This is a genomic window from Micromonospora sp. KC207 (assembly GCF_004348615.1).
In the GTDB taxonomy this organism is placed as follows: domain Bacteria; phylum Actinomycetota; class Actinomycetes; order Mycobacteriales; family Micromonosporaceae; genus Micromonospora.
The window spans coordinates 21,351-35,105 of the sequence record NZ_SMKJ01000005.1; the positions used below are offsets into that span (position 1 = coordinate 21,351).

Sequence of the window (13,755 nt, forward strand, 5' to 3'; positions counted from 1 at the left end):
GACGTCAGTGTTGAAATCTCTGAGACCGGCGGCTCTTGGCACCGGCGTTCGGGGAATCCTAGCGGCAGTTGTCCACCCGGATGTTGATCATTGCCGCAGTGCGGTTCCAGCATCCTCCGTAGCGGCCACCGTTGTCGCACTCAGGAGCTACCCTGGCTGCCCGATACGCTCGGTTGCCGAGGGGGAAACGTGGCAAGCAGCTTCAAGCCGAATCCGAGAGGGTTGCGGGAGATGCAGCGAAAGTTGGAAAAGGAGTTGAAGAAGTACCCGGTTCGGGTGCCGGTCCAGACGGAGACGACGGGCAGCGTCTCTCCTAGCAGCGGTTCAGCCAGTGTCGTCGGCGGTTCGGTTACCGGCTCGGAGCTCGAACTCGTCGCCGGTTGGCTCATAGACTGGCTGTATGAGTATTCGAAAACCAACCGTAGTTCGCTACCGCCGACTTCTCGGATGATGGCGGAGTTGGGGGTCGAAGATCGACTTCCACTGGTCGAGCAGCACGTGGACGTCGCCTATGACTCGCTCGGCGAGCGGGGCCTTATCAACGAGGTCAAAGCCTTCAGACGTCATCACATGAGCCGATCGGCGATGCTGACGGACAGCGGCCGGGAGACGGCAGTTGCCCGAATCGAGAGCCGGAAGGACGCGCGAGCACGACGCGGTGCCTGCCGGAACGCGGTTATGCGGTGGGTTTACGAACGGGTGGCCAACGGCGAGTCGACCGAGATCGCCGAGATCGCGAACAGCCCGTATGGCTGGTTCAACGGGGTGTTGTTCAGCGCGGCCGACCTGATGGAGGCGGTCCGATTCCTCCAGGAGCGGCGTTTGTTGGGCGGGACCGACGAGGCACCCACTCTCGAGTCCACTGGAACTGAGTGTGTCGAGCAGTACGAGGGCGTGGTGGAGTATCTCAACAGGGCGGACGGTAGCGGCGTGAATGTGACGATCATGGGCAACAACAGCGGGCAGCTTGCGGTGGCGAACCGTGACGTCGCCCAGAGCCAGACCCATACCAACGATGGACAGGTCCTGACCGTGTTCGCGGAGGCCCTGCGGGAGTTCGCTCGGCTGCTGCCGGAGGACCAACAGCCTCAGTACGAGATGGTCGCCGCCGAGTTGGAGCGGGAGTCGGCCAAGGACGAGCCCGACAAGGGATGGGTGCGTTCGCTACTCGACCGAAGCAAGGGCCTGCTGGAAGGTGCTCCGGCAAACCTGCAGCATCTGGCCCAAGTTGCAAAGATCGGATTCGATCTCTATGGCCAAGGCTTGGCCTGAGCGGTGGGACCGGCTCTGCTGCTACTCCAGCTGTGACCGGTGGTGGCGAGGCCAGACGGAACGTCAGAGCCGAGAGTGTCAGCCGATGCTGGCAGCCCTCACCTGCGGCGTGAGGCCTTCTACAGGTCGTCGAAGCGCTGTGGATTGGTGGCGGTGTCGGGGCCGTGGTCGCAGGGCAGTTCGTGTAGGTGCCGGCGGTGGGTGGGGTCCGAGGCGAGGGTCCAGACGCGGCCGGCGGGGTCGGGGCCGTGGACGGCGGTGGCGATCGGGCTGGTGGTGCGCAGTCCGGCGAGCACGTTGAGGAGGCTGGCTTCGCGGCGTCGGCTGGGTACCCAGAACAGGACGGGGTAGCGGGGGCCGAAGGTGGTGAGGCGTTCGTAGCCGCGCAGCTTGGCCACGACCCGGGCGAGGTTCTCGGTGTCGTTGTCGTGTTCGAGGAAGAACCCGGTGGAGGTGTCGCCGACGGTCCAGACGCCGTGGCCGTCGGGGCGGATGCCGGCCTGGGCGTAGACGGTGGTGGCGTGCTGTTCGGACCACCACCGCGACAGCCGGACGGTGTCGGTGTGGCGGGCGGTGGCGATCAGGTCGGTGAAGAACTGGTTGACGCCGAGGAGGTGGTTGACCTGTCCGCTGGCGGCGATGCGCTTGGCGCGTTCCAGGGAGCTGCGTGGTGCCTTGCCGCCGTGGCCGTTCGGGTCGTGGTAGCTCGTCGGGTGGAGTTGCAGGCCGACGGGTCCGAGGGTGTAGAGCAGGGATCCGTAGCGGCCGTGGGCGCCGCTGCGGGCGAATCGGTGTAGCACGTCGAGGCGGTGCAGGATCGTGAGCCGCCGCTGGGCGGTGCGGCGGTTGTCGAAGAAGGCGTGGGTGATCTGGTCGGTGGACAGCAGGTAGTGCTCGGCGAGCAGCGCGAGGAGGGCGTGGTCGCGGGGGACGATGCGGCCGAAGACCGCGAGGGGGTCGGGTTTGCTGGAGGCGGAGGGAACACGGGAGTACATGATGTTTGCTCCTGGGCAGGATGGGATGCCCCTCCCGATCGGGAGGGGTGTCTGGCGGGAGACAGACGGGCGCGCGGGGTCTGTCAGGGGCCGTGTGCGGCACTGACAGCGCAGGTCAGCACTGTGCTGTGGGGGTCGGGCGGTCACCGGTGGCGATCCAGGTGACGAGCCGGTGCGCGACCCGGGCGACGCCAGCGGGCTGGCAGATCGGTCAGGCGCGGTCGCTCTTCGGGCGGGTCCGCCGGTCGTCGGACTTGCGGCGGCGGTGTGGCCGTCGAGGTGGGCGAGGTCGTGTTCGCCGAGTTCGGGCAGGGTGTGCCGGGACAGGACCTTCGCGTCCTCGGGCGCGCACGTGAAGTAGACCTTGCTGCGGTCGCCGTCGGACCGGCTGGCTGGTGGACCGGTGAGGCATGGGCATTTACGACCTGAGGGCCAGGTCAGCGCGGTTGGCTAGGTTTGGCGTCGACTGTCGTTATCTGCACAGTCTCCTGGGCGGGCTGTTCACCTTGCCGCGAGAAATCGACACATGTCAAAATCGCTCATGACTCGTCTTGGAAGGGCTGTCGCCGCGATGGCCACCGCTGCGGCGGCCGCGACGACCCTGCTCGTCGGTCCCACCGCCGCCCACGCTACGGAGTACGCCACCTACTACATGGGACCGTACGCCGACCTGGCCAGGTGCAACGCGAACTCGGTCGCGTCTCACGACCCGGAAGGCGGCTCGTTCGCCTCCCCCTGCTTCTACAGCACGTCGGCTCCGGCGGGCTATTACTTCATCCTGCGCGTCTCGCTGGACTGAGTGCTCGTTGAGAACCGGCTCGGCCGGTGCTGACGGTCGCGGTGCGTATCGTCCCGGTGGTAGCGGGCTAGGCGACGGGTCATGACGATGGCCATGGCCCGCTGCGCCATCCGGGCGACGTCACCGGGCTGACAGACCGGTCAGGCACGGTCGCTCTTCGGGCGGGTCCGCCGGTCGTCGGGTTTGCGGCTGAGCCGTTCGACGAGGTCGTCGATGGCGCTGGTGTCCTGGGCCGGTACCGCCGCGGCGGCGGCCTGGCGGATGGCGGTGGCCTCGCCGACGATCGGTTTCGGCGGTCGGGTGCGCATGGTGAACGCGGGGGTCTGTCTTCCGCCGACGACGAGCCGCGCGGCGGCGGTGTAGGCGTCGAGGTGAGCGAGGTCGTGCTCGCCCAACTCGGGCAGGGTGTGTCGGGACAGCACCTTCGCGTCTTCTGGCGCCATCGTGAAGTACACCTTGTTGCGGGCGTTCGCGGAGGCGGCGGCGAGCAGGTCCCGGGGGAACTGCGCGAGGTCCTGGTGGGCGAGGACGAGGGACAGCCGGTACTTGCGGGCTTCGGCGAGCATCGTGTCGAGGCTGTTGGCCAGGGTGAGGAAGTTCTGCGCCTCGTCGATGATGAGGGTGGTGTCGCGGCGGCGTTCGGGTGCGGTGGCGGCGCGGGCTGTGGCGGCCTGCCACACCTGGGCGAGGATCAGGGAGCCGAGCAGCCGGCTGGTGTCCTCACCGAGCATGCCTCTGGGGATCCGGACGAGCAGCACGCCGCCGTCGAGGACCTTGCCCATGTCGAAGCTGGATTTCGGGTACCGCATGGTGCGTTTGACGAAGTCGCGCAGCAGGAAGGACCGCAGTCGGGCGAGGACGGGGCCGATGACCTGGGAGCGGAGGCTGTCGTTGAGGCTGTCGTACCACTGCCAGAAGCCGCTGAGCCCGGCCGGGTCGTCGAGGTCCACGGTCATCGCGGAGCGGAACTGGGGGCTGTTGAGCAGCGGGGGGATGTGCTGCAGGGTCACGTTGTTGTGGCGCAGCAGGGTCAGGCACGCGACCCGCATGACGTCGTCCATCCGTGGGCCCCACGCCTTGGCGAAGATGGTGCCGAAGATCGACACGAGGTTGTCGACGACGAGGTCGGGGTCGTCGCCTTCGAGGGGGTTCAGCGTCGGCGGGTTCTCCTGGTCGGGGTCGAACAGGACGACGCGGTCGGCGATGGTGGCGGGGAGCCGGTCGAGGATGTCCAGGACGAGGTCTCCGTGCGGGTCGATGACGACGGTGCCCCGACCGGCCTTGATGTCGTCGAGGGCCAGGTTGACCAGCAGGGTCGTCTTCCCGGAGCCCGTCGAACCGATCACATGCATGTGATACCTCGCGTCCGGCACCGACAGGCCGACGCTGTGGCCGCCGACCTCGGCGTCGCCGAGCATCTTCACCCCACGCCCACCTGCGGGGACCGCGACCGGCGCCGGCATGGACGCGGCCCGCGCCCGGTCGAGGCCGGGCACGGCGAGATCCTGCGGCAGGGCGGCGAGGGCGGCGAGTTCCGGGGTGGAGGTGAGGAATCCGGGTCCGAGGCGACGGGCGGCGAGAACGGCCACCGGAGCGCGCATCCGAGTCCGGTGGGTAAGCCGGTTGCGGCCGGTGTGGATGGCGAACGCGGAGGCGAGGGTGTCGGCGATGCCCCGCAGCCGGCCACGCGGGTCGGCGGCGGGCCGCCGGTTGGTGGTGGCGACGGCGTAGCGGATGCCGGTCTGCCACAGCGGGTGTGCTGTCTTGTTCAGGATCGCGCGGACGTCCCGTTCGACGGTGGGGTCCCGCCGGGCGGCGGGCACCGTGGTTCGGCCGGTGCCGGTGGCGGGTAGGAACGCGTCGAGCAGCCACAGCAGCGGGGCGGCCGGGTTGATCGCCGGGACGGCGGTCTTGCCGGACCGTAGCCTCCCGGCGGCGCGGCGGGCCCGTGCCGCCCGGCGTGGGGTGGCCGGTCGGGCGAGGACCTGCACGCACGCGTGCTCGGCGGGTTTCAGTTGGGAGCCGGCGGACATCAGCGGGCGCAGCGGGTCGGTGTCGTGGTCGGTGGACAGCGGCAGCCACTCCGCGTAGACCGGCAGCAGGTGCCCGCCGACCGCGGGGTGCGCGTTGAGGGGGATCGGCGGTGGCGGGTTGGTGTCGGTGGTGGTGGCCGAGCCGGGCCACGCGGCCCGCACCGCCGCCTCGACCGCCCCGGGTGGGACGGTGCCGGGCACCCAGATCGAGATGAGCAGCTGCCGGCCGGACCAGGTGTACTGCCACACGACGTGCGGGGCGCCGTAGAGCAGGCGCCGCCGCCGCGATGGGGTGAGCACGCCGGTGAGGTTCGCCCACCACGCGCCCGCGCTGCGGGGGTCCACGTCGGGCGGCGGCGCGATCGTCACCAGACGCGCCCCGTGGGTGTGGTGGCGGTGCCGCCAGGCATCGACCAGGTTGCGGGCGGCGATCCAGGCGACCAGCACCGTGGCGGCGACAGCGGCCAGCCAGGGCCGCTGTGTGGCCCACACGGCGGCGTCGACCAGGGCGGTCCCGGGTTCGGTAGGGGGCGCGATGACGTCGGCGCCCGGCCCGAACGTCGGGCCGGGCGCCGACATCGACACAATGGCTGCCGGGTGAGCGCCGGTCGGTGTCACAGATCCTCCTCGTCGGCGTCGGCCAGATCGCTCGGGTCGGTGGTGCACAGCGCGTGTTCGGTGTCGGAGGAGACCGACTCGAAGCTCGTCCTGTTCACCCCGCAGATGAGCAGGCCCTGGCCGCGGCGGGCCGACAGCAGCAGTCGCCGTTCGCCGCCGGTGAGTCCGAACGCGTCGCCGACGGCGTCGATGGCCTGCGGCGCCTGCCGGAGCAGGATCTGGGTGGCGGCGTTGGACACCACGGCCTGGCCGAGGTCGGTGCCGAGGACGTCGGCGGCGTCCTGGGTGATGACGGTCAGCCCGGTGTTGCGTTTGCGGGCCGCTTTCGACATGCGGAACAGGAAGCGGGCGCCTTCGTCGTCGCGCATCAGCAGCCAGGCCTCGTCGACGGCCACGAGCCGCCGCCGCGACAGGTGCTGTGGGGCGTCGACGGTGCGCCAGATCGAGTCCAGGGCGAGCAGGGTGCCGACGGTGCGCAGCTCGTCGGGCAGGTGCCGCAGCGACCACACGACCAGGTGCCCGTCCGGGGTGTGGGTGGTGGGGGCGTCGAACAGGTCGGCGAAGCTGCCCCGCACCCAGGGTGCGAGCCGCGCGGCCAGCGTCGTGGCGGCCGGGTCGTCGTCGGTGTGCAGCGTCTGGGCGAGGTCGCGTAGCAGGGGCGCGGGCCGGTGGTGGGTGGCCGGGTCGGCGGTGATGCCGGCGGACCGGTAGACGGCGAGGATGGCCCGGTCCAGGGCGGCCCGCTCCGCCGGTGGCGGCTGCTGGCCGAGCAGGACGCTGACCAGGGTGTGCAGGAACAGCGCGCGGCGGGTCAGCGTGTCGGGGCGGCGGTCGCCGACGGGCAGGTCGAGGGGGTTGATCTTCACGCCGGGCAGGCCCAGTCGGACGATGGTGCCGCCGACCGCGTCGGCCAGCCGCAGGTACTCGTCCTCGGGGTCCACGACCGCGACCCGCACACCCTGGTAGAGGCTGCGCAGGATCTCCAGCTTCACGAAGTACGACTTCCCCGCCCCGCTTCTGGCCAGGACGATGGAGTTGTGGTTCTCCTGCGCCCAGCGGTCCCACCAGACGATGCCGGCGCTGGCCGGGTTGACCCCGTAAAGGACCCCACCCGTGGTGGGTGGGTCTCCGGGGAGCGGGGCGGGCAGGTCAGGGCTGGCCAGCGGGAACGCGGCGGCCAGCGCTTGGGTGTCCATGGTGCGTGGCATGCGTAGCCCGTCGGTGGCCAGGGGCAGGGTGGTGCTCCAGCCGGCGAGTTGCCGCCACGTGGCCGGTTGCACGTCGAGGAGGGTGGACGCGGCGGCGGCCCGCACCTGCGCGCACGCCTGCGTCAGCTCGGCCTCGGAGCGGGCGTGGACTGTCAGGTAGAGGCCGACGCGGAACAGCTTCGCCGCGCCGCGGGCGAGCCTTTCGGCCAGGTCACCGGCGTCCTCGGCGGCGGCGTCGACATAGGGGTCGGCCAGCCTGCCGCGCTCGGAGTCGGCCCGCCTCGATGACTCCAGGCGGGCCCGCTGCTGACGCAGCCGGGACGCGGCGACCGGCGCCGGCAGGGGTTCGATGTGCACCGCGAGGTCGAGGCGGCCCGGCCAGGACAGCAGCGGCTCCAGCCACGCCGGACCGACCTCGGCCGGGTAGCCGGTCACGACCAGCGTCGCGGCGTAGCCGTCGCCGACGCGCAGCCACCGGGGCGTGACCTCGACGGTGGCGGGCGCGACCGTCGACTCCACCGCACCCGTCCGACCCGAGCCGCCCGCGTCATCTCCCCCGCGTCGTCTCCTACTGATCATGATCATGTCCTCTGCTTCCGAGTGGTGGGTGCGGGTGCGGCGGTGATGACGGCGTCGGGGGCGGCCAGGCCGCCGGGACGCGGCGGCCGGTACGGGTCGGCCGCGCTGGTAAGGGCGGCGGTGACCGCCGGGCCGTCCAGGACACGGGGTGTGACGCCAAGACCGGACAACGCGCGGACGGTGTCATCGGCGCGTCGCCGCGCCGCGTGCGGGCCGCGTTCGCCCGCAGCGGTGCGGGCGACGATGAGGACCTGCCGGCGCAGCGGGTCGCGGCCGTCGGCGAGGTCGGCGAGGAAACCAGCGTGGTCGGCACACGCCGCCCGCAGCCGCGGGTGCGGCTGGGTGTCCGCGGCGGCGGCGAGGGCCCGGCTGTGGGAGGCGAGGTCGACCGGCTGCGCGGACACGACGATCTGGACCGGGGCCGAGAGGCTGTTGAGCCACCGTCCCCAGCCGTCGACCAACGCCGCCTGCTCCGCCGGGGTGCGCAGCGCCAGGTTCACGGTGGTGGCGCCGACGACCGCCGCCCGGACGTCGCCGAGGCTGACCTGCCCGTCGTCGTCGATGGCGTCGGCGGGCAGCCGCAACGGCGCCGGCAACGGCTGCCGGACGGCCACGGGGGCCTCGACCCAGTCCGGCACGCCGCCGCCGTCAGTAGCGGGGGCGGTGGACAGGCAGCGGGGTGCGCGGGTGTGGCGCACGGCGTGCAGCAGCCACACGTCCAGCGACAGGCCGTCGCGGCGGCCGAGCGCCACCCCGATGGCCAGCCCGCCGATCACCACACCGGCGCCGGCCAGGACCGGCACCGCCACGACCGTGTGCAGCGCCTGCCAGAGGCCGTAGACAACGAGCGCACCCGCGGCGACGATCGCCAGCTGGTGGAACGTCAGGCCGTAGGCGACCTTGTCGGGGGCGTCGACGTCGGCGGGCATCCGCGCCGTGGTCGGCGCCTCGTCGGGTTCGGGTCGGGTCATCTGAGGGTCCTCCGGAGGGTGTTCAGGCCGGGAACGGCGCGGGTGAGTTGCTGGACCACGACGACGCGCACGGCCGCGCCGAGCACGTTGGCGCCGCGTGCGGGCTGGCCCGCCCAGCGGGCCATCAGGCCGGGGATCTTGACGGTGGTCCACAGCAGGACCACGACGACCAGGAGGTTCAGGGTGCCGCCGGGGTCGACGGGCAGACCGAACACGGGCAGCATGATCGCCGGGTCGAGCAGCATCCGCTCGCCTGCGGTGAGGAAGAACGCCTGCGCGACGGGGACGGCCAGGCATCCGGTGTAGGCGCGCCACCACAGCCGGGCGAGCCCGTCGGTGGCCGGCAACGCATGACACGCCAGCGCCAGCGGCGCGACGCTCGTCATCACCAGCAGCGTCACGAACCGGCCGATCACCTGGACCGCGCACGTCACGACCAGCCCGGTGATGATCACGGCCAGGACCAGGAACAACAGCGGGACCATGCGGTCCTGCGCCGCGGTGAGGTGGGTCTGGATCGCGGTGAACGCGCCGTTGCCGTCGTCGTAGCCGTTGTCGCTGATCGCCCCGGTCAGGGCGTTGGCGAGGTCGATGAGCTGGGCGCAGACCAGCTGGGAGAAGTGGGAGGCGGTGAACCCGACGACCAGCCGAGGCAGCAGGTCCTTGACCGTGTACCGGGACTGTTCGTCGCCGCCGGCGGCCATGACCATGACGCCGGCGGCGACGAACGCGAGGACGAAGACGGTGTCCACGATCCAGACCGACCGGCCGGTGAGCGCGTGCACCTGCGGAAGCACGGTGACCTTCGGCGTGGTGAGCAGGACACCGGTGATCAGGTCGAAGACGGTGGTGAGGCAGGCCAGGATCGCCTCGGTCAGCCAACCGACGGCCTCGTCGAGGAACCATCCCATGACGGCTCAGGCCCCGACGATGCCTTGAACGACCTGCAGCAGGATCGGCGCGAGCACGGCCAGCCCGTAGCCGATCAACGCGTTACGCAGGGCCAGCTTCGCCTTCTCCACCTGCGACGGATCACCACCAGCGGTGGCCCAGTACACACCGGCCAGAACCAGGAACAGGGTCGCGACCGCGCCCAGGAGCCCCATCAGCCAGGTGCGCAGGTTGGCGATCACCACCGGCAGCGAGTTCGCCGCCACATGGACAGTTTCACCGGAATCGGCGGAGGCGTCGGACGCGAGCGCGAGGGTGATGCCGACACCGGCCAGCGGCACGGTCACGCGCAGCGCGATACGGACGGCTCGCTCGACGCGAGCGGTGTGGTGTGGGATGCGGGACATTGCGGTTCACCTCCCGCCACGCCCCGCGCGACGCCGAACGGCGCGACGCGGGACACGGCGATTACTCGAAGCGGTCCGGAAAGGGGCCGCCGCCGGGCGTCGGTGAAGACGCGAACGAACCGCGTGATCCCCGGGAGGAGCTCGTCCTCCCTCATGGGTGGTTGCGGTCATTCGATGTGGTGTCAGCGCATCAACTGGCGCGGCACCCGAGGCACACGGTCGTCAGTTCCTCGTGTCGCCCGGCGGCGGACGGAACCAGCGAGCGGTATAGCTCGGCGGTCCCGCACCCCCAAACCGCGTCCTGTGAGCCCTGCCGAACACATGCCGCGCTCACAACACGCTCACACCCTGCGGCTACGGCGCACTACAAGCCGACATGGTCGAGAAGCCACGAGGTCACCGCTCGCGCGATACCGGAAACGGCGCCAGCGGTGACCACCGGGAGAAACTTGTTCTGAAGCGCCCGATCGCGGCTGCTCTCGGTGTCCACGCGTGCGCGCTGGTGGCAGGTGTTCGGCGAGGAGGAATTGTTGGTGGTCATGACACCATCAGGCACCTCGGACCGCCTGTCCAACAAGATCAACGATTGAACCCGGACGCCATTACCGTCCGGGCAGTTCAGCAGGCAGCCAGACGGGCATCGGACCGTCGGGGTGTCCGACCGGACGCCCCACCGGGTGCCAGACACACCGAAGGTCGCCAATACTTTGTCGCATCGAGCTCTCCAGGGGAGGGACCATGTCCGACCGCAGCATGGCGTCTGAACTCCAGTCGGTGCAGACAACGGAGGCACTGGCAGGGTGTATCCGGAACCTGTTGTCCCGCAACGGCAATCTGTCCCTGCGGGAGTTGGAGTCGTGGGGGATCGCGCACAACCGTCCGATGCCCCGGGCTTCGCTCGGAGAGGCCCGATCCGGAGTCCGGCCGCCCAGCAGGCAGCTCCTGCTCAACCTCCTCGTCGCCTGCGACGTCCGCGACGACCAGGAGGTGTCGGCGTGGCTCGACGCGCTCGACCGTATCCACAGGTCGAAGTCGATCCAGACCCGGCACCGCAGCTTCGGTGATCTGCAGCAGCCCGCCTCCGCCAACCGGTTCTTCGTGGAACAGGACGACCTGATCGAGGTCTCCCGCCTGATCCAGGGCGCCCAGGACGAGGTGTGGCTGTGGGGCACGACCCTGTCGATGCACATTCCCTTCCTCGACAATTATCTCGGGCAGGCGCTGGCCCGCGACGTCCGCGTCAAGGTACTGCTGATCCGCCCCGGCGGAGCGGCAATGTCCATGCTGGCCTTCCGCGCGGGACCGGCTTGGGGCCTGAAGAGGCTGGAGGAACACCTCGCCATCAACCTCGGACTGCTCGACCGGCGACTCGAACAGGGCAACGCCCTCGAGGTACGCCTGGTCGACTACCTGCCTCCGTACACGCTCTACGCCTACGACCCCGGTCTGGACGACGGCTCCATGGACGTTCGCCTCGGCTCCTTCGGCGGTCAACACGAACTGCGGCCCACCTTCAGGCTGATCCGCAGACGCGAGGGCGAGTGGTTCGACTACTTCTATAAGCAGTTCACCGGCGTCTGGAACGCCGCCGGCCAGTACCGCCGAGGTCAGGCACCCAACGTGCCCACCCTCAGCCCTGAGTTTGTCAGGCATGGTGACCTGCGCTAGCCGAACGGCTGGACGGCAGTTCGGCATCGCGTAGCCCGCGCCGGCCTCGCCCGGAGCTTGACCTCACACGGACCCCATGGGGCTCGCTGGCACACTGGACGGGGAGGGCGATGACGATGCCAAGGGACACCCTTGAGGAGACCGAGCGGCAACCGTCCTGGTTGCGGCGCGTCTTCGCCATGTTCGGGGTGGTGTTGGCCCTCACCGTCATCGGGCTGGTCGCCGACCTGATGGGTATCGTCAGCTTCGTCACCGGCAAGAACGGCCCTGAGCTCGCCGCTCCCGCCTCTCCCTCGGCGGAGGCCACCAAGCCCTCACCCCTGGGCCCCGCCATGAGCACGCCGCCCACGACGTCTCCGGAGCCGGAAGCCACCCCCGGGCAGGCCGCCACCCCCACGGCTGGGACGGTGTACGCCACCGATCTCGACTTGCTCAACCAGGCGTCTGACATCGATGTCGGGTCAGCGGAGATCCGAGGAGAGCACTACGGCCATAGCGTCGTCTACCGCTGCTCCGTGTTCTGCGACAGCCCTCGAGGCGTCGTGGAGTTCAACCTCGGCGGCCGGTACAAGACCTTCGCGGTCACCGTCGGGGTCCTCGATGACGCCCAGGACGCCGACCAGGTCGGATACTTCGAGGTATTCGTCGACGGCTCGCCCGTGAAGAAGGTCAGCGCGACTCTCGGGAAGCCCAAGTCGATGAAGATCGACCTCCCTCCGGATGCTGTGCGGCTGAAACTGTTGGCCTACCGCACGGACACCGTCGACAACCCGCTGCAAGCGGGAGCCAACGTCGCAGGCGGCCGGTCCAACGGTCTTCCCGAGTTGGCCTGGGGTGACCCCCGGTTGACCACGTAGACCCCCGCTCACGCAGCGATCAGCATCCTGCGCCCTGAGATAACGGAGCAGGCAGGATGAACGTGGCTTGACGGATGCCGGCGCGGCCTATGAACCGAATACGTAGCCGTTTGACGACGTACGACCGGCCCAGGTGCGAGATCGACCCCAGGCGCGTGGCTGTTCTTCCCGTTCCCCAGCCCCTTCCGCTCCGGTGAGAGGCCTTCTCCAGTTGGCGGGGATCCGCGATCGCCACATGACGGATTCCCTTGCCGAGTGGCTTCTGTCAGTGCGGAGGCAAGAACGACCGGTGGCCCGACGCGATGCACGTCGGGCCACCGGTGCCGCAGTCTGCGGTGTGGGAAGGGCGGTCAGGTCGAGACCGGGACAATCCTGCGTCGGGCTGCCCTGGTACGGCCTGCCCGCCGCTGACCGCGCTGACCAGCGCGCACCCGCAGTCGCGTCACGGTCTCCGGCGATACGACCCCGGTCAACAGGCCTTCAGCGAGGGCCTCGGCGATGCGGGAGTCGATCCGCGACAGCCTCATGCGCAGCGCGTCCACGCTGACGCCGTTGGCGTCCGCGATGGGTTCGATCGCGCGGCGACCGAGCCGCACGTCGATGTAGGCCTGCTCGTCCTCGGGGTCGAGGACTCCCAGGGCTACCGCACGGCGGACCAGCAGGTCCGGGTGCCCGTAGGGTGCCTTCGGGGTGCGGGGGCCGGCGGCGACGTGTTCGATGTCCTCCACCGGGCAGTAGGCGCGCTGGCTCAGCCGCAGCTCGTGGCCGGCCCGCCACGCGGCCCTGCACAGGCCCGCGTAGGGGGCGTCCCTGGCCAGGTCGACCCGCTCGCGTAACGCGGTCAGGAACCCGGTCAGGATCTCGGCGTCCACGTCCGCCGGGTCACCGTCATAGCCCTCACACAGGCGGGCCGCGTACTGCCGCAGCGCCGGCAGCGCCATGCCGACCGCGCCCACCACCCAGTGCGGTCCGTCGAGCCGTGCGCGGCGGATCACCTCCCGCCACACCTCGTCACGCGCCGTGTAGGCGCGGGGGTGGCGCAGCAGCCAGTCCCGCAAAGCGGGCAGCGGTATCACCTGTCGGGGCAGCCCCGTGCCGGTGTCGAAGGCCGCGCAGTCGAGCACCAGCGGCGGATCGGGTTCACACGTCAACGCGGCGAAGGCGGTCGCCGCCGCGTCAAGCGCGGACGCCGGCCAGCCCGTGTCGGACACGCTCATGTCAAAGCTCCTATGACAGCGAGAAGGGGTTCGGTGCCGTCGCCGGTGTCGTCACGGCGAGCGGTGCCATTGATTTCGCCACGGGCGCCTCACAGCGCTCTGACAGCGCGGCCCGAAACCCCACCACCGCCGGCCAAACGCCCCCTCGCGTAGAGGCCGGCGAACGAAGTGTCATCGACAGGGCTGCTTCGCCGAGGAAGTGGCGTGGGTGACTTGACCTGCCCTGTGACACCCTGACAG

12 protein-coding genes are annotated in these 13,755 nt (G+C 70.3%); 4 read left to right on the plus strand and 8 right to left on the minus strand.

Translation table 11 applies throughout. The features are described from left to right. Positions 1-189: 189 nt before the first annotated feature. Positions 190-1,272 carry a hypothetical protein gene (locus E1258_RS01345; protein ID WP_132396043.1) on the plus strand — a complete coding sequence of 361 codons (1,083 nt, stop codon included), beginning with the start codon at positions 190-192 and terminating at the stop codon, positions 1,270-1,272. Between the two features lie 119 nt (positions 1,273-1,391). On the opposite strand, the gene E1258_RS01350 is transcribed toward E1258_RS01345, so the two are convergent. Further along, positions 1,392-2,267, minus strand: coding sequence for a replication-relaxation family protein (locus E1258_RS01350; protein WP_132396045.1), 876 nt, complete (start codon positions 2,265-2,267; stop codon positions 1,392-1,394). 571 nt (positions 2,268-2,838) lie between these two features. On the opposite strand from E1258_RS01350, the gene E1258_RS01355 reads away from it, so the two are divergent. Further along, the gene (locus E1258_RS01355; RefSeq protein ID WP_207919359.1) at positions 2,839-3,066 is read left to right on the plus strand and encodes a hypothetical protein; all 228 of its coding nucleotides are present in this window, start codon (positions 2,839-2,841) and stop codon (positions 3,064-3,066) included. 140 nt (positions 3,067-3,206) lie between these two features. Here E1258_RS01355 and E1258_RS01360 read toward each other — a convergent pair whose 3' ends face one another. From E1258_RS01360 to E1258_RS32990, 6 genes are all read right to left on the minus strand, one after another. Beyond that, positions 3,207-5,678 (minus strand): ATP-binding protein, encoded by a 2,472-nt coding sequence (locus E1258_RS01360; protein ID WP_132396049.1) that lies wholly within the window; start codon positions 5,676-5,678, stop codon positions 3,207-3,209. Between the two features lie 35 nt (positions 5,679-5,713). Further along, positions 5,714-7,510 (minus strand): VirB4 family type IV secretion system protein, encoded by a 1,797-nt coding sequence (locus E1258_RS01365; protein ID WP_165949597.1) that lies wholly within the window; start codon positions 7,508-7,510, stop codon positions 5,714-5,716. Further along, positions 7,507-8,433 (minus strand): PrgI family protein, encoded by a 927-nt coding sequence (locus E1258_RS01370; RefSeq protein WP_132396084.1) that lies wholly within the window; start codon positions 8,431-8,433, stop codon positions 7,507-7,509. The genes E1258_RS01365 and E1258_RS01370 overlap by 4 nt, the downstream gene beginning before the upstream one ends. Positions 8,434-8,471: 38 nt before the next feature. Further along, entirely contained in the window at positions 8,472-9,386 is a 915-nt protein-coding gene (locus E1258_RS01375; protein ID WP_132396051.1) for a type IV secretion system protein, read from the minus strand. A gap of 6 nt (positions 9,387-9,392) precedes the next feature. After that, positions 9,393-9,773 (minus strand): pilin, encoded by a 381-nt coding sequence (locus E1258_RS01380; RefSeq protein WP_132396053.1) that lies wholly within the window; start codon positions 9,771-9,773, stop codon positions 9,393-9,395. Positions 9,774-10,137: 364 nt separating this feature from the next. Next, on the minus strand, positions 10,138-10,314 hold the full coding sequence (locus E1258_RS32990; protein WP_165949598.1) for a hypothetical protein: 177 nt from the start codon (positions 10,312-10,314) through the stop codon (positions 10,138-10,140). Between the two features lie 197 nt (positions 10,315-10,511). Between E1258_RS32990 and E1258_RS01385 the strand changes: the two genes are divergently transcribed. Further along, positions 10,512-11,441, plus strand: coding sequence for a hypothetical protein (locus E1258_RS01385; RefSeq protein ID WP_132396055.1), 930 nt, complete (start codon positions 10,512-10,514; stop codon positions 11,439-11,441). A 110-nt stretch (positions 11,442-11,551) separates the two neighbouring features. Continuing rightward, a complete protein-coding gene (locus E1258_RS01390; protein WP_132396057.1) occupies positions 11,552-12,298 on the plus strand; it encodes an NPCBM/NEW2 domain-containing protein in 747 nt (248 codons plus the stop codon). A 350-nt stretch (positions 12,299-12,648) separates the two neighbouring features. Here the strand turns inward: E1258_RS01390 and E1258_RS01395 are convergent, their stop codons facing one another. Continuing rightward, positions 12,649-13,515, minus strand: coding sequence for a hypothetical protein (locus E1258_RS01395; protein ID WP_132396059.1), 867 nt, complete (start codon positions 13,513-13,515; stop codon positions 12,649-12,651). Positions 13,516-13,755: the final 240 nt, after the last annotated feature.

Excerpts from the sequence above, each read along its gene's own strand:
- E1258_RS01350 (WP_132396045.1), bottom strand. The coding sequence starts at position 2,267 with ATGTACTCCCGTGTTCCCTCCGCCTCCAGCAAACCCGACCCCCTCGCG.
- E1258_RS01355 (WP_207919359.1), top strand. The coding sequence starts at position 2,839 with ATGGCCACCGCTGCGGCGGCCGCGACGACCCTGCTCGTCGGTCCCACC.
- E1258_RS01360 (WP_132396049.1), bottom strand. The coding sequence starts at position 5,678 with ATGTCGGCGCCCGGCCCGACGTTCGGGCCGGGCGCCGACGTCATCGCG.
- E1258_RS01365 (WP_165949597.1), bottom strand. The coding sequence starts at position 7,510 with ATGATCATGATCAGTAGGAGACGACGCGGGGGAGATGACGCGGGCGGC.
- E1258_RS01370 (WP_132396084.1), bottom strand. The coding sequence starts at position 8,433 with ATGCCCGCCGACGTCGACGCCCCCGACAAGGTCGCCTACGGCCTGACG.
- E1258_RS01375 (WP_132396051.1), bottom strand. The coding sequence starts at position 9,386 with ATGGGATGGTTCCTCGACGAGGCCGTCGGTTGGCTGACCGAGGCGATC.
- E1258_RS01380 (WP_132396053.1), bottom strand. The coding sequence starts at position 9,773 with ATGTCCCGCATCCCACACCACACCGCTCGCGTCGAGCGAGCCGTCCGT.
- E1258_RS32990 (WP_165949598.1), bottom strand. The coding sequence starts at position 10,314 with ATGACCACCAACAATTCCTCCTCGCCGAACACCTGCCACCAGCGCGCA.
- E1258_RS01385 (WP_132396055.1), top strand. The coding sequence starts at position 10,512 with ATGTCCGACCGCAGCATGGCGTCTGAACTCCAGTCGGTGCAGACAACG.
- E1258_RS01390 (WP_132396057.1), top strand. The coding sequence starts at position 11,552 with ATGACGATGCCAAGGGACACCCTTGAGGAGACCGAGCGGCAACCGTCC.
- E1258_RS01395 (WP_132396059.1), bottom strand. The coding sequence starts at position 13,515 with ATGAGCGTGTCCGACACGGGCTGGCCGGCGTCCGCGCTTGACGCGGCG.